Here is a 20,786-nt window from a genome sequence, read left to right as displayed (position 1 = left end):
AATGCTGTGTTAACCGTTGTGGCTTTCATTAATTTCATTTAAGTGGGTGCTGAACCCTTTGCGGTACAATATACGGAGCATTGCCGGTAAAACAATAAGTAATAATGGCAATGCCGCTAAAAAACCACCAATAACTGCTATGGCCAATGGCTGGTGCAACTGAGCGCCTGCGCCTATACCTAAAGCAAGCGGCATCAGTGCTATAATTGCGCCTAAAGCGGTCATTAGTTTGGGTCTTAAACGGGTACTAATGGCAAAAGTTATAGCCTCATCAATGTTTTTATTTTCATTTTCGATGGCACTTTCCTTAAACTGCAGGAAGGTGAAAATAGCATTTTCGCCAATGATGCCCACAATCATGATCAACCCGGTGTAGCTGCCTACGTTAAGCGGCGTGCCGGTAATAAATAAAGCCAGGAAGCTGCCGCTGATACCGAGAATACCGATCACCAAAATAAGCAAGGCTATCCTGAATTGCCTGAACAGGAATAATATCACCCCGAAAACAAGCAGGCATGCAGTTACCAGGATGATAAGCAATTCTTTAAACGATTGCTGCTGCTGGGCATATGCCCCGCCATATTCCACATGATAACCCGTTGGCAGGTTTACATTATCGTGAATGGTTTTTTGAATGGCTGCTATTACGGTTCCCAGATCGCTGCCCTCCAGCCTTGCGCTCACTACGTTCATGCTTTGCAGGTTTTCGCGGTTTATCTCGGCATCGCCGGGCCTTAATTCAACCGAAGCAAGTTCTGTTATAGGAATAAGCTTGCCATTTGGTAAAAATATGTGCAGGTTATGAATATCGTTAACATTGAGCGAGCGGTTACCGGGGTAAACCATACGGATAGGGGAAAGCTGCTCCTTTTCCAATAAGCTGCCAATTACATTGCCTTCCAAAGCTGTCTGGATTTGCATTTGCAAATCGGCGGCGGTAATTCCATACTGTGCAATCTTGCTGTAGTGAGGTTGGATACTTACTGTAGGGCCGGCTATAATGATGCCCGGCAGTACATCGGCAGCACCTTTTACCTTTTCAACCAGTCCGGCTATTTGTCTCGACAGGCTTTGGAGGGTTTGCTGATTATCGCCAAAAACTTTAATCTCAATAGGCTCGGCCGATGTGGTTAAGTCACCAAGCATGTCTGATATCACCTGGCCGAATTCTACCTCCAGCGCGGGCTGAGTTTCCTCAACAATTTTGCGCAGGTCGCTTATTACTTCTTCAGTGCTTTTAGTCCTGTCTTTTTTTAGTTGGATGAGGTAATCGCCGCTATTGGGTTCCGTAATGAAAAAGCCCATTTGGGTGCCGGTTCGGCGTGAGTAAGCAGTTACATCGGGATGTTTTACGATCAGCTTTTCTATTTGCTTTAACATGCGGTCGGTTTCTTCCAGTGAAGTTCCGGGAGGCGATTTATAGTCGAGCACAATGGCACCTTCGTCCATATCGGGTAGGAACCCGGTTTCAAGCAAAGGTGGTACAATCACAATTACTGCTGCCAATGCGGCAATGATAATGAGGCTTACATATGGGCGCAGGATAAAAAAGCTTACCCATTTTTGGCGCTTTACTGTATGTACCTCTTCTTTTTTGGTCTTTGCCGCAGCGTTTAATTTAGGCTTAGGGGTTACAAGCAAGTAAATTACCGGCAAGCCTATCCAGGTTACAAAAAACGAGGACAAGAGGGTAATGATCATGGTATCGGTTAATACCTTGAAGTAGGCTCCTGCCACGCCCGTCATCAGCACAAAGGGTATAAAAATTACAATGGTGCTGATAGATGAACCTACCATGGCCGGGAAAAGATAATCGATGGCTTTGCGAACCAGATGGCTGCTCAGCTCATCCGGGTATTCTTCGTGTACACGGTGGATCTGCTCGACAACCACAATGGCATCGTCAATAATTAAACCAATGGAAGCTGCTATGGCACCCAGGGTCATGATATTGAAGGTATAACCAAGCCAGTACAATATGAGCAAGGTAAGCCCGAGTGTAACAGGGATAGTAATCAATATGGTGATGCTTGCCTTAAATGACCTTAAAAAAATTACTGCAACAATAATGGCCAGCAGCAAACCTATCCAAAGGCTGTCGCTTACGCTTTTTACCGAATCATTCACAAAATCGGCTTGTATATAGTACGGCCTGATACTTACCCCTTTGGGAAGCAATTTTTTTAATGCGTCAACCTTATCGGCCATGTCATTACTAACAGATATAAGATTGGCGTTGGGTTGCTTTATTACCGCTATTAATACTCCATCGTGCCCATTAGCATTGATGCGGGTGTATTCGATTCCTTCGTTTACCCGGATGCTTGCAAAATCTTTGAGGCGCACTATCCGTTTACGGTTATTGCTGATGACCAATTGTTCCAGTTGATCTTTGGCGTTGATGGTGGCATCGGTAACGGTAAGATACATGCGCTTATAATCAGACAGATAGCCCTCTGATTTTACGAAATTGGTAGTAGCAAGTGTGGTGCTGATAATATCAGGTGTTAGCCCCAACGAGGTCATTTTTTGCTGATCGAGCGTGAGCCAGTATTCTTTTAGTTTACCGCCAATCACCCTGATCTCTGATACCCCGTCAACCTGCGATAAAAATGGTTTTACTGTATAAGTAGCCAATTGCCTTAATTCGATAGGCGACAGGTTATGGCTCTCTAAAGTATAACCGCTTACCGGCAAAATGGACGGGTTCATTTTGGCTACGCTGATATTTACATCAGCAGGCAAATCGTTTTTGATCTGGTCAATACTTGATTGGATGCGCTGCTGGCTCAGGTCAATATCAGCGTTCCAATTAAACAGGGCCGAAATTTCGCAGCTGCCGCGGCTTGTGGTGCTGCGTACCAGTTGCAGGTCGGGCACTTGTTTAATAGCATTCTCCAACGGTTTGGTAACCGTTACCATCATTTTATTTACCGGCTGCAGGCCCTCATCGGCAATGATCTTTATTTTAGGAAATGTAATTTCAGGGAATAGTGAAGTTTGCAGTTTTGAATAGGCAAACAGCCCGCCCATAATAAACAGGGCCAGCACCAGGCCTAACGGCTTGCGATGGGTTATAAAGTAGTTTTTGCGCTGGTTCATAGTATAAAACCCCACCCAACCCTCCCCAAAGGGGAGGGCTTTTGAAATGTCTCTCTGATTGTGGGATATTCAGTGAGATTTTATTTAAATCCTGATCTCGTTTGTACTATACGTGAAACGACAATAAAGTCTCCTCTTTAGGGGAGATTTAGAGGGGCTTACTCTACAATTTTCACTTTAGCCGTATCTGCCAGCCCATAATTGCCGGTGACCACTATTTTATCATTCGCCGAAAATTTGGGTGTTAAAATTTCTATCCGGTCGCCCGTTTCTATACCTTTTGTTACCGGTGTTTTTACAGCGGTAGTAGCGTTAATGAGTTTCATGACCCAAAACTCGGTTTGGGTTTCGTTGCTCAATATGGCCGATTTTGGTAGTGAAACTGTGTGAGCCCGTACCGATTTAATGATGCGTGCTTTAGCTACTAAATTTTCGGGAATTGGATTAGCGCTGTTTACTTTAAGTACAATGCCCTGGGTTTGGGAAAGTGAATCAACAGCGGGCATTGATGAGCTTACCTGTGCCGTTAGTTTTTCGCCGCCGGGGAGTAAAAGTTGCACATCCTGGTTGTTTTTTACATAGCTGCGCAGCTCATAGGGCAACTGCATCACAAATACAAAGCTTGAGCGATCGCTGATTACGGCAAGCTGCTCCCCATCCTGCACATAATCTCCCTGCTGATGGTTTAGCTGGGTAACATAGCCATTACCGGCAGCTTTTATTTTATTAACCCCTGAAAACTTAAACGTTGTGTCCAATACATTAATGCTATTGCCAATGCTTTGTGCTTCCTTGGTTTTTATGCTGAATAAAAACTCGCCTTTATTTACATAGTGGCCAGGCAGGATGTTTACCTTTTGGATATAACCGTTTGCGTTAGCCTTAACAATATTTTTTTGCTGAAAAACAGATGTTGCACTCAGGTCGATATAATCAACCATGGCGCTGTCGGCAACGGCGGTTACGGTTACAGGCGTTTGAGCGGCCGAACCTGCATCGCCCGCGTCATCTGCGGGCTGGGTATTGCCTTTGCAGCTATACAGTAGTGTTAAAAGGCCGGCAGCCAGGTATATGTGTTTGAATTTCATATTATTTGTTCCAGTAATTGAGCTGATTAATAAGTTGCAGCTTATTAATATTGGTTTGTGTTTTAAGGTTCTTTATAGCAAGGTAATTGTTAATCGCCAGCACCAGGTCGGCTACACGCACATCGCCGGTTTGCAGTAATTGGGTATCAACCTTTACCAAACTCTCGGTGTATTTCATTTGTTCATCTATCTGTGCTAACAGCTTTTCTGAGCCATCTATCTGCTGGTTTAGCTGTGCAAGCTGCTGGCGGTATTGTGTGTCAAAAAATGCTTTATAGCTGCGGCGGGTATCTTCCTCTAACGATAGCTTGCGATACTGGATCTTACGCTGGCCTCCATCGTATAGCGGTAACGTAAAACTAAAACCGATACTGGCACCGAAATTTTTATAGGCAGGCCCGCTCAGGAAATCAGAATTGTAACCACCATCTGCCAACAGATTGATCTTGGGTTTGTAGCTGAAATCAACCAATGTACGGCTGTTCACCAGCTTAAGACTATCGGTTTTATACTGATTAAAAAAAATGCTATTGCTGATATCTGCCCGGATAGTTTTTTGGATGCCCGGGTCCTGCAACTCAATGTAACTGGTATCGGCAATGCCGGTTAAATAGTTAAGTGTAGTATAGTCATTTTTATATTGCAGCCTTGCCTGCGACAAAGTTAATTGCTGTTGCTTAAGGGTAACCAAAAAAGTAAGGTAATCACTTTGGCGATAAACATTGGTACGGGTTAGTTTTTTAAGCAACTCTTCTTCTCGGTTAAGCAGGGTGATCACTTCCTGGTTAAATTTTACCTGCTGCAGGCTGCCAAACGCTGCGATGTATTGTGCAGTAACTGCCTTTTTCAAATCCTGCTCGGATATTTTAGCGGTATTGAGTGCCGATTGGGATTGCAGCTTCACAGCGTCTATCTGCGCGGCAATATTCTTTTTACTGTCGAGCGATTGGTTGATGCCCAGCAAGGCGTTGAGTGTATGCTCATTGGTAATAGCCGGGGCGTAGCCATAACCGCCGGAAACCGGGGCGTAAAGACCGCCGCTGGTAGCATTTACCTGGGGGCGGTAACCTGCCCGGATCCGGAGAATATCCAACTGGCCCGAGGCTACCTGGTTTTGCAGGTCTTTCAACAGCGGACTATTGTTTTTGGCAAGCTCCAAATAATGTTCAAGATTGTAGGTTTGTGCCTGTGTAGCAGCACTAAGCAGGCAAAATAAAAAGCCGCAAACCCATTTTATCCGGATGGTCAAAATAATATATGTTGTGTTAAATAATAGCTAAGCTACAGGATAATTCTGGAAAAATTTGGTACGGGGAGTGTAACAAATTTAAAAGTTAACGGCGAAGCAATGGTATGGCGCTTCATAGCTGTAAACCAGCTGATAACCCAAACTTTCACAGATTTGTTTAGAGATGGTGAGCCCCAGGCCGCTGCCTTCAGATGTGGATGCTTTATGAAAGCGGGTAAAGATATTTTCGGGATTAAGGGCTACTTGCTCACCGGTGTTTTTGATCGTTAAACTTTCGGCAGTGAGGTTGATGATGATCTCTCCACCGGCACGGTTATGGCGAACCGAATTGATAATGAGGTTGTTTAATAATATTTCAATGAGATAATTACTGGCCTCAATTTCCTTTTCGCTAAGCGATGAAATAACAGTTATCTCCTTATCGCCAAAAATATCTTCCAATTGGTATAACAGCTCGTCTATTAGTTCCTGCAAATCCAGGTGCTGACGGTCGTTCAATAATTTATTTTCGATTTTGACCAGCAATAACAGCGACTGATTAAGCCTGCTCAGACGTGATACTGCGCTGTAAAGGTCATTCAGCAATTTGCTTTGATGCTCGCTGAAGTTTTCTGTCTGGATCAGGGTATCCAATTTGGAATTGATGACTGCAATGGGGGTAAGCAACTCATGCGATGCGTTTTCGGTAAAGGTTTTAAGGTCTTTATAGTCCTTTTTTACCCTTTCGGCCATAGCCGTTACTTCGGCCTGGAGCTCGTTAAATTCATCGATGGGGGTATTGGACATTGGCATTTCCCGGTTATCGGTAACATTGAATAGTTTTAACTCGCTTAAAATGCTATAAAAAGGCTGCCAAAGCCTGCCCAATATCAGGCGGTTTGTAATTACCAGTACCAGTAGTAACAATAGTATAACGCCGATAGTGATACCGAAGATGATCTGGATAAGGTCTTCTGTTTCTACTTTTGATTCAACTATCAGGATTTTATAATACCTGCCACCAACTGTTACCGAAGTGATTAACCCCCTGCCAGATTCGGCCTCATCTTTTTCGCGGTAATAGGTAGTATTGAAAAACTCACGTTTAACAGAGTTTGGTTCGGCCGAAAAGAAGGTGATCTGCTGGTCTTTTGATTCAAAAACCTGCGGGAGATGGTGGTTGAGCTTTACGTAATCAAAAATCTCATGCTCCTCAACCTCCAGTGAATTGTCTTTTTGATTGGTAAGGATCAGGCTGATAGCCTGGTAATAAATAGCGCCTGTTATCAGCATGATAACAATAGTAGCAATTAAATTAACCCGGTTATACCTTTCCGAAAGCTTCATTACTGATCGGCAAATTTGTAGCCCATTCCATAGGCCGCATAAATATAGTCCTTACCGCCGGCTTCCATTATTTTTTTGCGGATGTTTTTGATGTGTGAATAAATAAAATCGAAATTATTGGCCATGTCAATACCATCGCCCCATAAATGTTCGGCAATAGCATTTTTTGAAATCACTTTGCCTTTGTTGGAGATGAAATAGATGAGCAGGGCAAACTCCTTACGGGTAAACTTCACTGGCGTGCCGTTTACTGCTACCGTTTTAGCCATCAGATCGATACTGAGCTCATTGAAGTTAAGTACATTGCTGCCGTTAAACATTTTACGCCTGATGATGGCTGAAACCCTTGCCTTAAGCTCAGATAGGTGGAAGGGTTTTACCAAATAATCATCTGCCCCCAGATCAAGGCCCTGCAGGCGGTCATCCAATGAGTTTTTGGCCGAAATGATGAGCACACCATCCGTATAATTATTGTTTTTAAGTACTTTTAATATATCTATACCATTGCCGCCGGGCAGGGTAATATCCAGCAGGATGCAGTCATACCTGTACAGTTCAACCTTGGCAAGGGCAGTAGTATAACTGGCCGCGGTTTCACAGATATTGCCGGCTTCGGCAAAGTATTCTTCAATGCTTTCGCGCAGGCCTTCTTCGTCTTCAATGATCAGTAATTTCAAATCTTTTTTAGGTAAAGTTAGATTGTGAATTTGTACGGATTCTGGATTTTTTGGTTAGCAGGTAGGGCCACGAAAAACTACTCACAGATTTTATACAGAATACGTAAGCAAATTCGTACTTCACTTGTTGCAAGTTAAATACAAAATCTGATCATTATGTGGTGGATATACGCATTACTTTCGGCACTGTTTGCGGCGCTTACCGCTATTTTTGCCAAAATAGGTATAAAAGGAGTTGATACCGATCTGGCTACGGCTATTCGCACCGTGGTCATCCTGATACTGGCCTGGGGCATAGCATTATTTAAAGGAACACATGGCGGTATCAACAGTCTCACTAAAACCAACTGGACTTTCCTCATCTTGTCTGGCTGTGCTACCGGACTTTCATGGATCTGTTATTTTCGCGCCCTGCAATTGGGTAAAGTAAGCCAGGTGGCACCGGTTGATAAACTGAGTGTTGCTTTAGCCATTGCGCTCTCTGTTATTTTCCTGGGCGAACCTCTAACCCTTAAAAACGCCATAGGCGCTTTGCTTATTATCGGAGGCACAATTGTGCTGATTTTTTAGTTTGTTTTGTAACGCGCTCATATACAATGTAACAAGCATGTATACATTGCAAAATCATATTGTAACAAATACACTTCAATACCATTTAATTCAGATTTAATCCAATCTTTCTTATAAAATTTGTGGTTCAAATACCCGCAATATATAATGAAGTCTGTTTTTTTGATATTATTTTCTTTTGTTTTTATAACCGCCTTACACGCCCAAACAACCCCGGGAGCAAAGGGGAAAATTACAGGTAAAGTTACCGATGCCACCACAAAGCAACCGGTTGATTACGCCACAGTATCTGTATTTAAACAAGGTGCTACATCGCCGTTTAATGGTATCAGCACCGACCCTAAAGGAAATTTTTCTATTAACAATATCCCTGCAGGGGAATATAAAATAACCGCCGAATTTTTAGGCTACCAAAAGGCCACTATCGAACATGTGATAGTTAAGGACGGCACAATATCATTGGGCGAAATCAAACTGGCTCCGGTTGCCAATGAACTAAAAGGGGTAACCATAACCGCCAAAGTGCCTACCGTTGAAAACCGGATTGATAAAATGGTTTACAACCCACAGAACGATTTAAGTGCACAGGGCGGGGTCGCTATTGATGTTTTGAAAAAGGTACCACAGATCACCGTTGATATTGACGGCAATGTGGAGCTGCAGGGCAATGCTAATATTCGTTTCCTGATCAATGGCAAACCCTCAAGCATTTTCGGCGCCAGCCTTGCCGATGCTTTGGCCAGTATCCCGGCCAGCCAGATCAAAAGTATTGAAGTGATTACCAGTCCGGGCGCAAAGTATGATGCTGCAGGTACGGGTGGTATTGTGAACATTATTTTAAAAGATAGCAAGGTGCAGGGTGTTAATGGCAGTGTTAACCTATCGGCAGGTACCCGCCGCGAAAACGGTTCATTTAACTTGAATGCCCGTAAAGGCAATTTTGGTGTGAACGCTTTTTTCAGCGGTAACGCCCAGATCAACACTAACGCCCCCAATACCCGTAACCGTGTGTCTACTGATTCGGCCAATAATAAAACTACCTTGTTCCAGCAGGGAAGTAATAATTTTAAACGTAATGGTTACGAATCGGGGATCAATTTTTCGTGGGATATTACTCCTAAAGATCAGCTGACCGCCGGTGTGGGTTTTAACCACTTCGGCAACCATGGCAACGGTATTACCAATCAGGATCAAAACGAGGTTGACGCAGCAGGTAACCCGGTATCTGATATCAGAAGTATCCGCAACTCAAGCAGCAAATTCAATGGTACTTCAACCGATGTGAGCCTGAATTATAAAAAGAATTTCGCTAAGGAAGGGCAGGAGCTTGATGTATTATACTCATCAAGTTTTGGCCGCAACTCGTTCAGCTCATTCCAACATCAGGATTATGACTCGGGCATAACTTCATCAGGCATCTCTAACAATAATCCCGGTAAGGATAGAGAAACTGATATCTCTGTTGATTATACCCAGCCTGTAAGCAAAAACTTTACACTTGAAACCGGTGGCAAGCTTGTATTCAACCATATCAACAATAATGTAGTAACAGATACCCTTTTTGGAGGTAATACCTTTGTGCCCAACCCGGGCCAGACCTATGGTTTTACTTACGACCGTAAAGTGTATGCCTATTACCTGTCTGCATCAACATCGGTATTTAATAAATTTTTGGATGTGAAAGCCGGTTTAAGAGATGAATATACCACCACTACAGCCGACTTTCAGGGGGTAAATATCCCGTCTTATAATATCCTTGCGCCATCATTGGTTTTCTCTCATAAGTTTGGGAACGGCGGCGAATCACTTAAATTAAGCTACACCCGCCGCATCCAGCGCCCTGATTACGGTGACCTGAACCCGTTCCTTAACATCAGCGACCCGCATAACATCAGCACTGGTAACCCCAACCTGAAGCCCGAAAAAGGGGATAATTTTGAGTTAGGTTATAACAAATCATTTGACAAGGGCGCCAATATCAATGTTGCGGCATTCTATCGCCGTAATACCGATGATATTCAGCAGTTCACCACTTTTTATTCTACATACGATGTAAACGGCACTACCTATACCGATGTATCATTGAACCAGCGTTATAATATAGGTTCGGAAGAGCGGATAGGCATCAACATTTATGCATCGGTGCCGGTAACCGACAAGCTGAGCCTGCGTACCAACATGATATTTAGTGATAGAAGGAGTACAAATCCGGGCTTTGCCAATGTAAGCGCTTTTGCTTACCGCCTTAACCTCAACGCGCAATACAATTTTGGCCATGATTTAAGTGCCGAGTTTTTTGGTAACTATAATTCATCACAAAAAGGTATTCAGGGTACCAACCCCAAGTTTGTGTTTTACAACTTTGCCATGCGCAAAATGTTCATGAATAAAAAGGCAAGCATTGGTCTTACGGCTACCAACCCTTTCGCAAAGTATGTTAGCCAAAGTTCATCAACATTTGGCAGCAATTTTTACCAAACTAACGTGAGGCTGGTGCCGGTACAATCGTTCGGTATAAGCCTGAGCTATAAGTTTGGAAAGCTTGAGTTTAAGAAAGACAGGGAAAAGGATAAAAATAACGAGCAGGATAATGGCGGCGATAACGGCCCGCAATCTGAAAAAGGAAAGTAACCTCAGCCCACCCTCTCCAAAGGAGAGGGCTTTATAATAAACGGCATTAACAAAAAAGCGATGAGTTATCATCGCTTTTTTGTTAATAAAAGTCCTCTCCTTTGGAGAGGATTTAGGTGAGGTTACCCGTTCTTGATCAAAATACTTTCAATAATCAGGGTTGTATCTTCACAGCTGTCGGTAGCGGTTTCCATGGCCGCAAAAACATCGGTGTATTTAATTAATTCAATAGGATCTTTTTCGTTATTAAGCAAATCGGCAAAGGCTTTATTGTGAACCGAATCGGCCTGGGCTTCCAGTTTTTTGATGTTGCTGCAAAGCTCAAAAATTTCGGATGATTTGCTAAGATTGTTCATCGCATTAACTGCCTTCTCAAGCTCGGTACTGGTTTTAAGGATCAGTGCCGATAAATCAATCATAGGCTGCGTAATGGCGGGCACGTTGTAAAGGTTTATCCTGCGGGCGGCCATGGTGATTCTGTCGGCTACGTCATCAATTGCCGAAGCCAGGTCGCACATATCCTTACGGTTAAACGGTGATATCAGCATCCTGCCCGATTCTGAAAATACCCTGTGTGTGATCTCGTAGCTTTTAAATTTCAGTTTATCAATATGGGCGAAATTAAACTTTTGCTCATATGAGGTTGGGGCGTTAACGGCTTCGTTCAGCAACCTGGCCATTTCGGTAACATTGGCTACAGCCGAGTTGAACAAATCGTAAAAAACCTGGTTTGAGTTTGGAAATATCGATTTTGAGTTAGTGCTCTTCATTGATCTGTTTTATCAGTCGTGAATTTACAGTAGTTATATTAAGCGGATTTTAAAATATGTCACTATAAATTATTCAGCGGATAAAAGTAACCATTAATATGATGCTAATTGTTAAGTTAATGTTAAGAATGGTTAAGCCAATGTAATAAAACTAAATTGATAAGGGTGTAAGTGGTTGATTTAAAGTGAAAAGAAACCCACTGGTTGAATTAAGAAAATTGTGTAACATTTAAGTTTAATTAAAACAATCCTGCCATCTGCAGTATTGTATTTATATTAGTTAATCCGATTATGAAAGCCGGGGAAAAGCATTATAAATGCATAAACAGTAAAACTGGTTACGCCATTTATTACCATTCGCTGGGCCGTGGGCTCAGCAGTGAAGAAGTGAAGGCCGAATTAGAAAAAATACGTACACGTGTAGCTATTCAAAACGGCATATACCTTGAAACACTTTATTGGGAAGAAATGAAGCAGGATGCGGAGCTGACGCAATAGCTGCCCTGGTTACTGGTGTTTTATATAACTGATTTTAAATGAGTGTTTTATTTGTAAATAAATACTTATAATTAATTGCCTTTATATAACCAGTTTTAACCTGTTATCATTTCCTGTTATGAAAAAAATAGTATTACCGCTGTTGGCGGTATTGTGCTGTTCTGCGCCTGTTTTTTCACAAAATAATCAGCCAGTTATTCCATTAGATACTGTTGTGTCGCGCCTGCAAACGCTATCGGTCGGCAAAGCGATTGAAAAGCTTTCCTGCATTTTGACAGGTCCTATTATAACGCAGGTGATACCCTTTATTTTAATGCATACATTACCCTGGGCGAACAACATGAACTATCAAAACTAAGCGGCATGCTACACGTTGACCTCGTCAGCCCAGCCGATTCTCTCTTGAAATCCATCTCGCTGCAATTGGTTAACGGTTTGGCAACCGGCGATTTTAGTCTTTCAAACATATTACCCGGGGGGACTTATCATATAAGGGCATACACCAGATGGATGTTGAATAACGGAGAGGTTAATTTCTTTGACCATGATGGCAATTTACTTTCAAAAACTTGCTGTATGATGATGGATTGATGAAGCAGGTAATATTGGCCGCGCGGTGTTTACTTACAAAGTGCAGTGATGCCGGCACATAAAAAACCCTGCCATGGTAGGCAGGGTAAAAAAACCACAACAATTGTTTAACCTTTGGGCTATGAATCCCTCCGGTCTATTCCTAACTGCAATATGGTCCTTCAATTAATTAAACAATATAAAATTCAAATGGTTTAATCCTCAGTTGGTTATTTTCAATGTTTTATGTGTTAAAATCACCTGTTGGAGGTATTTAAACGAATAGTTGTTTTTAAATCGAAATTCAATCTATCTTTATATTAAATAAATTATGAGAAATCTTATGAAAAAATCATTTCAGCTTAAGGCAGCGTTCCTGTTTGCTTTTGCGTTATTGGTATCGGTAGCAACTTTTGCGCAAGACAAACCAGCAAGCCCGCGCGATAGCGTTAGCGGCAAAGCTGCAGGTTCAACTATTACTATTAATTATGGCAGCCCATCGGTTAAAGGCCGTAAAATTTGGGGCGGACTTGAAGCTTACGGTAAAGTATGGCGTGCAGGTGCTAATGAAGCCACTACTTTTACAACAACAAAAGATATTAAAGTTGAAGGCAAAGCATTGGCAGCGGGTACTTATGGATTTTTCCTGATCCCAAATGAAAACGGCACCTGGACAGTAATTTTTAACAAAGTAGCTAAGCAGTGGGGTGCGTTTAAATACGACGAGTCAAAAGACGCCCTGCGTGTAGATGTTAAAACCAAAGCAGCGCCAATGCACGAAAGATTAGTTTATACAGTTGATGCAAAAAGCTTTTGCATGTTCTGGGATAAGATCGTAGTGCCTGTTTCTGTAAAGTAAATGATATTCAGCAGCCTTATTTTTCACAATTTTGAAGGCCCCTTGTCCGGGGCCTTTTCTGTTACCCCGGTTTTTATCGCATACCGCAGTTATCTTTTTTACATGCCCCCAAAGCGCTATATTTACCCTGCACAATGGGCTATCAAACCAATAAAAAACCTGTATTAAAAAGGATCATAGCTATAATATTGATGGCATTGGCCATTTTTTTGCTGATGCTATTTGCTAATCATCCCGCCGCTGTTGAACGTTACTATGCCAATGGCTTTTACATTATTGTTTGCCGGGTTTTTCATTCAGTTTTAAACGTATTTCCATTTAGTGTTGGCGATGTTTTGTATGTAGCCGTAGTTGTTTATTTGATTTACGCAGTAATCAGGTTAGTAACCCTGCTGTTTAAAAAGCAATTTCAAAAGGCCGGCCGGTTTTTTTTAGGACTGATTATCGGGGTACAGGCAGGCATATTGGCTTTTTATCTTTTATGGGGGATGAACTATTTCAGGCTGCCGGCCTCCGAGCGGTTTGGACTCAGGGATACAGCTTTTACCACCGCTGATCTTAAAGCCGTAACCTGCATGCTGATTGACAGCGCCAATGCTACCCGTGCACGCCTTACGCCGGGAGATTGGGCGCAGAGTAACACCCATATTTATAATACAGCCCGCCACGCTATTTACACGCTCAGTAAAGATTCTGCCAATTTCAGGGCATATAACCCCGATATTAAACCATCTATACTTACACCCTTATTAAATTACATCGGCACATCGGGTTATTATAATCCTTTTACTTCTGAAGCCCAGGTAAATTACCAGATGCCCGTTTTTAACCGGCCTTTTGTGGTTTGTCATGAAATGTCGCACCAAATGGGGTATGGGGCAGAGGATGAAGCTGACTTTGCCGGTTTTGTCATCGCCGTAAAATCGCACGACAGGTTATTGCGTTATTCGGCCTACCACCTTGCCGTGCAGGAATTCATGTATTCGCTGGGGGCACGAGATACTCTTGCCCATAAAGAGCTTAAAGCAATGATCAGCAAAGAAGTGCGCAGCGATTATATCACCGAGCGAAATTACTGGCTGGCTTACGAAAACAAGCTGGGCGCCGTAAGCAGCATCTTTTACGATAATTTCCTGAAAGCCAATAATCAACCCCAGGGCCTGGAAACTTATAACCGCATGGTGTTACTGGCTATGGCGTGGTACCGAAACCAGTGGGTTCATTAGTAGTTCATAGTTGATGGTTCATAGATCATGGCCGAATTTGAATCTCGTTAGTGATTACCACTAATTGCCATGAACCATTAACTATGAACTATGATCTCCTTCATAAACAAAAAATGCGTTCCGTATCTCACCCCGGAACGCACACAATATCACGTCTCAAATGATATTGAATCAACTAAATCTCAGATATCATATTAAATGCATACCCAAGCTCTTTATATTCGGATACCGGAATGAAATCCGGTACAGAAAAGTCATTAACAATTCGCTATGCCGCTTTGGCAGTATAGAAATAATTACCTCCAAAAAACCGATTGTGAATAGTTGAATAAAAACGGCAGTACGATGTAATTATTATGAATTAATCTCCAAATTTACCTCAAAATCTTTAAAAAGCATCGTTTTCTTCACATTTATATGGATAATTTGTTTAGTAAAATTACTGTTACCATGAAAGTTAATTTAGGCATCGCTTTAATGTTTCTTCCTGCTTTGGTTTTTGCTCAAAAAATTAATCAAAAGGAAATAAAACGGGCGCAAACATTGGCAAAAGCGGTAACTATTATTCGTGACAATTGGGGAGTTCCTCACATTTATGGAAAAACAGATGCTTCGGTTGTTTTTGGGCTGATGTATGCCCAATGCGAGGATAACTTTAAGGGGATCGAACGCAATTATCTTTACCAGTTAGGTAAACAGGCCGAGGTTGATGGCGAAACCAATTTATATACCGATGTGCAGCTGCAGCTGATTGCCGACAGTACCGATGCTATTAAAGATTATCACACAAGTGCACCCTGGTTCAGGAAACTGTTGGATGCCTTTGCCGATGGTGTTAACTACTACCTGTACAAACATCCCGAAGTAAAGCCACAGGTATTTAAACATTTTGAACCCTGGTATGCGTTGATGTTTACCGATGGTAGTGTTGCCGCCACTGAAACCGGAAGCCTCAAATTAAGCGAAACAAAAGACTTTTACAGTGCCGGCCCCGAAAAGCTTGGCGCGGTAACCGGCCAACCTGCAAAAAATATCTATGATATGGTAAATGAGCGCGAAACCGGTTCAAATGGGTTTGCTATATCGCCGTCAAGGTCGGCCTCGGGCCATGCTTTATTATACATTAATCCGCATGTGCCGTTCTATTTTCGCAGTGAGGTTGAGCTGGTAAGCGATGAAGGGCTTAACGCATATGGTGCCGTTACCTGGGGCCAGTTTTTTATTTACCAGGGCTTTAATCAGCATTGTGGCTGGATGCATACCAGTGCCTATGCAGATGTAGCCGATTTGTACGCCGAAAAGGTAAGTAAAAAGGATGGTAAATGGTATTACGAATACGATGGTAAACTACGGCCGGTTACATCCCGCAAACTATCCTTCAAAATAAAGAAGGGCGATGAAACAGAACTGCGTACCATAATAGGTTATTATACGCATCATGGTCCGGTACTTGGTGCAAGGAACGGTAAGTGGCTTGCGCTTAAGGCCAATAATCGCTCGTACAATGCACTAGTTGAGTCATGGCTGATAACCAAGGCCAATAACCTGGCCGAATATAAAAAGGCCATGAGCCTGGTATCAAATGCTACCAACAGCACGGTTTATGCCGATGATAAGGGGAATACCATTTTTTGGTACGGAAACTACATTCCTAAACGTGATCCGAAGTATGACTGGAGCCTGCCTGTCGATGGCAGCACATCAGCTACCGAATGGCAGGGTGTACATAAACTCAGCGAGATCATCACTAATATTAATCCAGCTACGGGTTGGATCCAGAACTGTAATTCAACCCCCTACACCGCTTCGGGCGTATCAAGTCCGGATAGGAACAAGTATCCCGTTTACATGGCGCCCGATGGCGAAAATTACCGGGCAATAACAGCAATCAGGATCCTGAAAGATGCAAGGAACCTTACGCTTGACGGCCTCGTAGCCAAAGGTTATGATCATTATCTCGCTGCTTTCGACGACCTGCTGCCTTCTCTTTTTAAAGCCTATGACGCTGCGCCCGATTCGGTTAAACAAACACTGGACGAACCAATAAAGATGCTGCAGCAATGGGACAGGAATACAGCAATTCATTCAGTAGCGAGTTCGCTTGCTATTGAATGGGGTACATTGATGATGAAAGCCCTGCCGCCACCCCAAACCGACCAGGAGAGCACGTTTATTACCCGTCGCTTTCAAACATTGGTTAAAACCATAAGTGCGGCGCAGCAATTAGCATGGTTAAACGATGTGCTTAAAAATTTGCAGAGCCGTTTTGGCACCTGGAAAGTAGAGTGGGGGGATATGAACCGGTACCAATGCCCCGATGATGGCATTACCTTTGATGACAGTAAACCGAGTATCCCTGTTGGATTAACAGGTTCTGGCTTTGGGCAGTTGCCATCGTTCCAAAGTCGCACGATGAACACTACTAAGCGCTATGGATATTCGGGTAATAGTTTTATCGCTGTTGTGGAATTTGGTACACGGATAAAAGCTAAAAGCATTGTGAATGGTGGCAGTTCTTTTGACCCTGCATCAAAAAATTTTACAGACCAGGAACAGGGTATTATTGATGGTAAATTTAAAGATGTGCTGTTTTATAAAAAAGATGTTTTAAAGCATGCACAGCACACTTATCATCCCGGCGATTATTTTAAACAGTAAAAAAGTATATTTGGTAAGTTAAAAAATGAAGAGAGCCCTATTAATTGCCTTATTGTTGTTTTGCAGTGCAGCCGTGTTTGCCCAAAGCATAACTATTAATGATTTGGCAAATATCTCCAATCTTTCAAACGCCGAAGCTCATAACTATCTTACCCTTGGTAAAAAATTCAAGCGCCAGTATCTCCAGGATATTGACGGCAACAGCATTGAGCACCTAAACAAGGTAGGGCCCGACAATAAGGAAGAAACCATTGTAATAGGCGTTGGCAGTAAGCTGAGCAGCGGGACAATATTGCGTACCGTAACTTACGCCACGTCGACATCGCAGCATATCATTAATTTAATAGGCCAGGCAAAGCACATGGGGCTCATTATGAAGCTTCATGGTTCTGATGCCAAAAATGATATCTATCTTTTCGATAACGACTTTTTTCATATCGTTATATTCCTCAATCATGATAATATCTCCGGCTCAGTTGAGGTGCACCAGAAGGAGTATTTAGGGTTTGATTGAGGAACAAAGATATGCCTATAATTTAATCCCGGTATTAGGGGCGGGACACTACTTTCCTCTCCCCAGCCACAGCAACGAATTGATGATTAGCTTATCCACATCGGCATTTTCAAAGGTTTGGGAAAGCTCCTTATTAGTACCGCCATCATAGTCCATAGCATTATGGCCGATGTTAAAGTATACCATACGGTAGTTTTTGTTTGTCCAGGCTACGGGGTAGTAGCCGCTATGCCAGATCTCGTATTGTTTTGGGCCGGTGCCCAACGGAAAACTTGTTGAATCAACCGCCAGCAGGATATCAATATTGGGATTTTTTCGAAGGTCATGCTCCCAGCGGTACCATTCATTAGGGTTCGTTTTAAAGGTTACCGGCAAGCCTTTAGTTACAGGGTGATTGGGATCTTCCACATGTAAAATAGCAGGCGTTGGATGCCAGGTATTGCTTACATACTGCCCCGAGCCTAAAAACTCATTATGGTACCAGTCCCAGTTTTGCGGAAAATCGGATGGTGTAAGTGCAAAGGCAGAGAAATGGAAACCCATCCATGCGCCGCCCTTTTTCATATATTGCTCAAAAGCCGCACGTTGCTCAGGATTATCGGCTCGGGTATCTAAAAATATAACCACCTGATATTTGGCTAAAAACTCGGGGTTCATGTTTGCCCAGTTATTGGTGCTATCATAAGTAAAGTTGTACTTTTTAGCCATAGCCGGAAACCATCGGTTGGCTTCGTGCATAAAGCTGATATGCGCCAAGTCATTCCGGCCGGTATAAAAAGCTATTACTTTAAAATTCTTTTTGCTTTGGGCATTAACATTTACCGCAGTAAAAACAGCCATAACAATGAGAGCTGCAAACAGCATCATCCTGTTAATCATAGTCCGGTTGATCATAATAATCGTGTGTTTATAATTGTGATTATAAAACTAAAGGATTTGATTTTATGATGTTAACAAAACGATGTAATGAGAGGTGATGTAGGGGTTGTTAGATGCCGGCGGTAAAAACACCAACCACAAGCCAAATAAATTATGTCATTGCGAGGAGCGGAAATGGCAAAAGCGCTGGAGCGACGTGGCAATCTCGTAGCTATACAGGGCGAACATGAATTGGCTACGAGATTGCCACGCTATCGCTCGCAACGACATATTTTTACCACCTTGTTATCTTGCGCTCGTTTGCAACGAGCGCAAGATATGGTTTGGCGATTGCATCGCCCGTTGCGTTACAAACGCAAAGCCAGCCACGCACTCATTACAAAACAAGCGCGAGTTTTTTGCCTTTCCCCCTTGCCCGTGTCCTCACGGGCAATATGCATATCACAACACCATCTGCTCAAACAATCTGTTCAGCGTAGCCTCTGCATCGGCAGTCATACCCGGGTGTACCTTAGATGCCTGTACCACTGTACTGCGCGTAGCCGTAAGCCAGCGAAAACGTGATGGCTGATCAAGCTGCGCGATTGGCCCTGCATCCTTTTCGCCATTACAAATGCGCTCAAGCGAATTGATATTTTCCTTCAGGCAGTCCAGGTCCAGATCACCGCAGAAAGCGGCCAGCCGTTCATCGTCAGGTTTGAACAGTACTTTTAGAAACTTTTGTTTAGGGCAAAACAGGATAACCCCGATGTTGATAAACTCTTCGCGCTCCACCCTTGGTACAACGCGGATAACGGCGTACTCAAATACCTGCATATAGGGCTTGTTTTGCGGCTGTAACAAATACATCTGAGGCGGCTAATCGGGTTATCAAAAACTCGGCATATATATTTCGCACCTCATCAGGCGTTTCTTCAAAATCTCTGTAGGTGATCCACTCATCGGGAATCAACGCTACAATATCACGGATCTTTTCGGGTGTTAGTATCGCCTTAAATTCGGCGTCAACAATATCCAGTTGGTTAGCCCGTGGCAACAGCACATGATCTTTCACTTGTAAAAACGGACGGGCAGCCATTTCCTGCCAGTTGTTCCATGAGTGATGGAAATACAGTGCAGCGCCGTTATCAATCATCCATAGTTCTTTATGCCATATCAGCATATTGGTATTGCGGGCGGTACGGTCGACATTGGTAAGCAAGCAATCGAACCATACTATTTGCGAAGCCAGTTTGGAATCAACAATAGTAACCGCCGGATCGAAAGTAATGGCGCCCGATAAATAGTGCAACGCCAGGTTAAGCCCAACACTGAATTTAAGCAGGTCCTGGATCTCTTCATCAGCTTCTGAGCGGCCAAAAGCTTCATCAAGATTAGCGAAAACTAATTCGGGCACTTTAAACCCAAGCAAACGGGCAATCTCGCCGCCGATAAGCTCGGCAATAAGGGCTTTTACGCCTTGTCCGGCTCCGCGGAATTTCAGTACATATAAAAATTCGTCATCAGCTTCGGCAATGGCCGGTAATGACCCGCCCTCGCGCAACGGCGTTACGTAACGGATCACGTTAACGGTGCGGAGCTGTGGTGGTGTATAATTCATAGTTTTAATTAAACAAAAGCCAGCGTTAGGGATTGCAGCGGATACCGGCCACGATCGTAATGACCCGATAAATATCGGGACAAGCCCCGCAGGCGTATGAGCGGAAAGCCCGCCCGTTAGCTAACGGGAACGCCCAATTAATTGAGCTTAGATTTTAACCAACAATCATTCGCCGCTCAATTGCCGCGGTGGCTGTTACTTTTGTCTTGATACAAAAGTAACCAAAAACTGAAGCGCAGCGAAACTCATGAGCTCCGATAAAAGAAAATAATCAGCGAATAAATCAAGTCAGCAGAGAGGTTTCTTTGCCGCACATGTCCGCCCCGCTGCCTACCGCTGGCCTTTGCCCTGCAAATCGGATAAAACCGCGGGCTGCAAACAGTTGCCCTACTTCGTTCACTCATGCCCCTCCCTTCTGCAAATATTTGCTATGCTCCCTCAGCCGCACCACCCACCATCGTTTTACCCATTTTCACCCGAAACTTTTCTGCTGACGGCAAAGCCCCTGTTTTATAACATCATTCGTCTAAAAAAGGGAATCCGATTAATCCTAAAATCCCAAAAATCAC

General features: G+C 43.2%; 18 protein-coding genes. 9 read left to right on the top strand and 9 right to left on the bottom strand.

The features are described from left to right. Positions 1–9: 9 nt before the first annotated feature. The 5 genes from AC59JO_RS03345 to AC59JO_RS03325 form a co-directional block, all read right to left on the bottom strand. Complete coding sequence (locus AC59JO_RS03345) at positions 10–3,102, bottom strand: efflux RND transporter permease subunit (protein ID WP_497303408.1); 3,093 nt, start codon at positions 3,100–3,102, stop codon at positions 10–12. Positions 3,103–3,260: 158 nt separating this feature from the next. Beyond that, positions 3,261–4,190 carry an efflux RND transporter periplasmic adaptor subunit gene (locus tag AC59JO_RS03340; protein ID WP_497303406.1) on the bottom strand — a complete coding sequence of 310 codons (930 nt, stop codon included), beginning with the start codon at positions 4,188–4,190 and terminating at the stop codon, positions 3,261–3,263. A 1-nt stretch (position 4,191) separates the two neighbouring features. Next, positions 4,192–5,439, bottom strand: coding sequence for a TolC family protein (locus AC59JO_RS03335; protein ID WP_497303404.1), 1,248 nt, complete (start codon positions 5,437–5,439; stop codon positions 4,192–4,194). 78 nt (positions 5,440–5,517) lie between these two features. Continuing rightward, positions 5,518–6,765 carry a sensor histidine kinase gene (locus tag AC59JO_RS03330; RefSeq protein WP_497303402.1) on the bottom strand — a complete coding sequence of 416 codons (1,248 nt, stop codon included), beginning with the start codon at positions 6,763–6,765 and terminating at the stop codon, positions 5,518–5,520. Next, entirely contained in the window at positions 6,765–7,442 is a 678-nt protein-coding gene (locus tag AC59JO_RS03325) for a response regulator transcription factor (protein ID WP_413669186.1), read from the bottom strand. The genes AC59JO_RS03330 and AC59JO_RS03325 overlap by 1 nt, the downstream gene beginning before the upstream one ends. Before the next feature lie 156 nt (positions 7,443–7,598). Here AC59JO_RS03325 and AC59JO_RS03320 point away from each other — a divergent pair, with 156 nt between their 5' ends. Both AC59JO_RS03320 and AC59JO_RS03315 read left to right on the top strand, forming a co-directional pair. After that, positions 7,599–8,012, top strand: a complete 414-nt coding sequence (locus AC59JO_RS03320; protein WP_091217818.1) for an EamA family transporter — start codon at positions 7,599–7,601, stop codon at positions 8,010–8,012. Positions 8,013–8,159: 147 nt separating this feature from the next. Next, on the top strand, positions 8,160–10,643 hold the full coding sequence (locus tag AC59JO_RS03315; RefSeq protein ID WP_497303399.1) for a TonB-dependent receptor domain-containing protein: 2,484 nt from the start codon (positions 8,160–8,162) through the stop codon (positions 10,641–10,643). Positions 10,644–10,765: 122 nt separating this feature from the next. Here AC59JO_RS03315 and AC59JO_RS03310 read toward each other — a convergent pair whose 3' ends face one another. Then, positions 10,766–11,413, bottom strand: a complete 648-nt coding sequence (locus tag AC59JO_RS03310) for a DUF47 domain-containing protein (RefSeq protein ID WP_497303397.1) — start codon at positions 11,411–11,413, stop codon at positions 10,766–10,768. A gap of 291 nt (positions 11,414–11,704) precedes the next feature. Between AC59JO_RS03310 and AC59JO_RS03305 the strand changes: the two genes are divergently transcribed. The 7 genes from AC59JO_RS03305 (at position 11,705) to AC59JO_RS03275 (ending at position 17,738) form a co-directional block, all read left to right on the top strand. Continuing rightward, a complete protein-coding gene (locus AC59JO_RS03305) occupies positions 11,705–11,911 on the top strand; it encodes a hypothetical protein (RefSeq protein WP_413669183.1) in 207 nt (68 codons plus the stop codon). Between the two features lie 118 nt (positions 11,912–12,029). Further along, positions 12,030–12,269, top strand: coding sequence for a hypothetical protein (locus AC59JO_RS03300; protein ID WP_413669182.1), 240 nt, complete (start codon positions 12,030–12,032; stop codon positions 12,267–12,269). A 5-nt stretch (positions 12,270–12,274) separates the two neighbouring features. Continuing rightward, positions 12,275–12,502 (top strand): hypothetical protein, encoded by a 228-nt coding sequence (locus AC59JO_RS03295; RefSeq protein ID WP_413669181.1) that lies wholly within the window; start codon positions 12,275–12,277, stop codon positions 12,500–12,502. A gap of 322 nt (positions 12,503–12,824) precedes the next feature. Beyond that, complete coding sequence (locus tag AC59JO_RS03290) at positions 12,825–13,340, top strand: DUF2911 domain-containing protein (RefSeq protein ID WP_091217799.1); 516 nt, start codon at positions 12,825–12,827, stop codon at positions 13,338–13,340. A gap of 134 nt (positions 13,341–13,474) precedes the next feature. Beyond that, on the top strand, positions 13,475–14,566 hold the full coding sequence (locus tag AC59JO_RS03285) for a DUF3810 domain-containing protein (RefSeq protein WP_413669180.1): 1,092 nt from the start codon (positions 13,475–13,477) through the stop codon (positions 14,564–14,566). A 450-nt stretch (positions 14,567–15,016) separates the two neighbouring features. Beyond that, complete coding sequence (locus AC59JO_RS03280; RefSeq protein ID WP_497303393.1) at positions 15,017–17,224, top strand: penicillin acylase family protein; 2,208 nt, start codon at positions 15,017–15,019, stop codon at positions 17,222–17,224. A gap of 25 nt (positions 17,225–17,249) precedes the next feature. Continuing rightward, the gene (locus AC59JO_RS03275; RefSeq protein WP_413669178.1) at positions 17,250–17,738 is read left to right on the top strand and encodes a hypothetical protein; all 489 of its coding nucleotides are present in this window, start codon (positions 17,250–17,252) and stop codon (positions 17,736–17,738) included. Positions 17,739–17,786: 48 nt separating this feature from the next. Here the strand turns inward: AC59JO_RS03275 and AC59JO_RS03270 are convergent, their stop codons facing one another. The 3 genes from AC59JO_RS03270 to AC59JO_RS03260 all read right to left on the bottom strand — a co-directional run bounded on the left by AC59JO_RS03270 (position 17,787) and on the right by AC59JO_RS03260 (position 20,217). Beyond that, positions 17,787–18,632 (bottom strand): ThuA domain-containing protein, encoded by an 846-nt coding sequence (locus AC59JO_RS03270; RefSeq protein ID WP_497303391.1) that lies wholly within the window; start codon positions 18,630–18,632, stop codon positions 17,787–17,789. A 426-nt stretch (positions 18,633–19,058) separates the two neighbouring features. Next, on the bottom strand, positions 19,059–19,433 hold the full coding sequence (locus tag AC59JO_RS03265; RefSeq protein WP_114936820.1) for a DUF3037 domain-containing protein: 375 nt from the start codon (positions 19,431–19,433) through the stop codon (positions 19,059–19,061). Next, positions 19,420–20,217: a HipA family kinase gene (locus AC59JO_RS03260; protein ID WP_413669176.1), complete on the bottom strand. Its 798-nt coding sequence runs from the start codon at positions 20,215–20,217 to the stop codon at positions 19,420–19,422. The genes AC59JO_RS03265 and AC59JO_RS03260 overlap by 14 nt, the downstream gene beginning before the upstream one ends. Positions 20,218–20,786: the final 569 nt, after the last annotated feature.

The organism is Mucilaginibacter sp. A5337 (genome assembly GCF_059690695.1).
Note: the sequence above shows the minus strand (reverse complement) of the source record. Positions and strands in the feature narration are given on the sequence as shown.

Excerpts from the sequence above, each read along its gene's own strand:
- AC59JO_RS03315 (WP_497303399.1), top strand. The coding sequence starts at position 8,160 with ATGAAGTCTGTTTTTTTGATATTATTTTCTTTTGTTTTTATAACCGCC.
- AC59JO_RS03290 (WP_091217799.1), top strand. The coding sequence starts at position 12,825 with ATGAAAAAATCATTTCAGCTTAAGGCAGCGTTCCTGTTTGCTTTTGCG.
- AC59JO_RS03310 (WP_497303397.1), bottom strand. The coding sequence starts at position 11,413 with ATGAAGAGCACTAACTCAAAATCGATATTTCCAAACTCAAACCAGGTT.
- AC59JO_RS03265 (WP_114936820.1), bottom strand. The coding sequence starts at position 19,433 with ATGCAGGTATTTGAGTACGCCGTTATCCGCGTTGTACCAAGGGTGGAG.
- AC59JO_RS03295 (WP_413669181.1), top strand. The coding sequence starts at position 12,275 with ATGCTACACGTTGACCTCGTCAGCCCAGCCGATTCTCTCTTGAAATCC.
- AC59JO_RS03330 (WP_497303402.1), bottom strand. The coding sequence starts at position 6,765 with ATGAAGCTTTCGGAAAGGTATAACCGGGTTAATTTAATTGCTACTATT.
- AC59JO_RS03280 (WP_497303393.1), top strand. The coding sequence starts at position 15,017 with ATGAAAGTTAATTTAGGCATCGCTTTAATGTTTCTTCCTGCTTTGGTT.
- AC59JO_RS03285 (WP_413669180.1), top strand. The coding sequence starts at position 13,475 with ATGGGCTATCAAACCAATAAAAAACCTGTATTAAAAAGGATCATAGCT.
- AC59JO_RS03320 (WP_091217818.1), top strand. The coding sequence starts at position 7,599 with ATGTGGTGGATATACGCATTACTTTCGGCACTGTTTGCGGCGCTTACC.
- AC59JO_RS03275 (WP_413669178.1), top strand. The coding sequence starts at position 17,250 with ATGAAGAGAGCCCTATTAATTGCCTTATTGTTGTTTTGCAGTGCAGCC.
- AC59JO_RS03300 (WP_413669182.1), top strand. The coding sequence starts at position 12,030 with ATGAAAAAAATAGTATTACCGCTGTTGGCGGTATTGTGCTGTTCTGCG.
- AC59JO_RS03345 (WP_497303408.1), bottom strand. The coding sequence starts at position 3,102 with ATGAACCAGCGCAAAAACTACTTTATAACCCATCGCAAGCCGTTAGGC.
- AC59JO_RS03305 (WP_413669183.1), top strand. The coding sequence starts at position 11,705 with ATGAAAGCCGGGGAAAAGCATTATAAATGCATAAACAGTAAAACTGGT.
- AC59JO_RS03340 (WP_497303406.1), bottom strand. The coding sequence starts at position 4,190 with ATGAAATTCAAACACATATACCTGGCTGCCGGCCTTTTAACACTACTG.
- AC59JO_RS03260 (WP_413669176.1), bottom strand. The coding sequence starts at position 20,217 with ATGAATTATACACCACCACAGCTCCGCACCGTTAACGTGATCCGTTAC.
- AC59JO_RS03270 (WP_497303391.1), bottom strand. The coding sequence starts at position 18,632 with ATGATCAACCGGACTATGATTAACAGGATGATGCTGTTTGCAGCTCTC.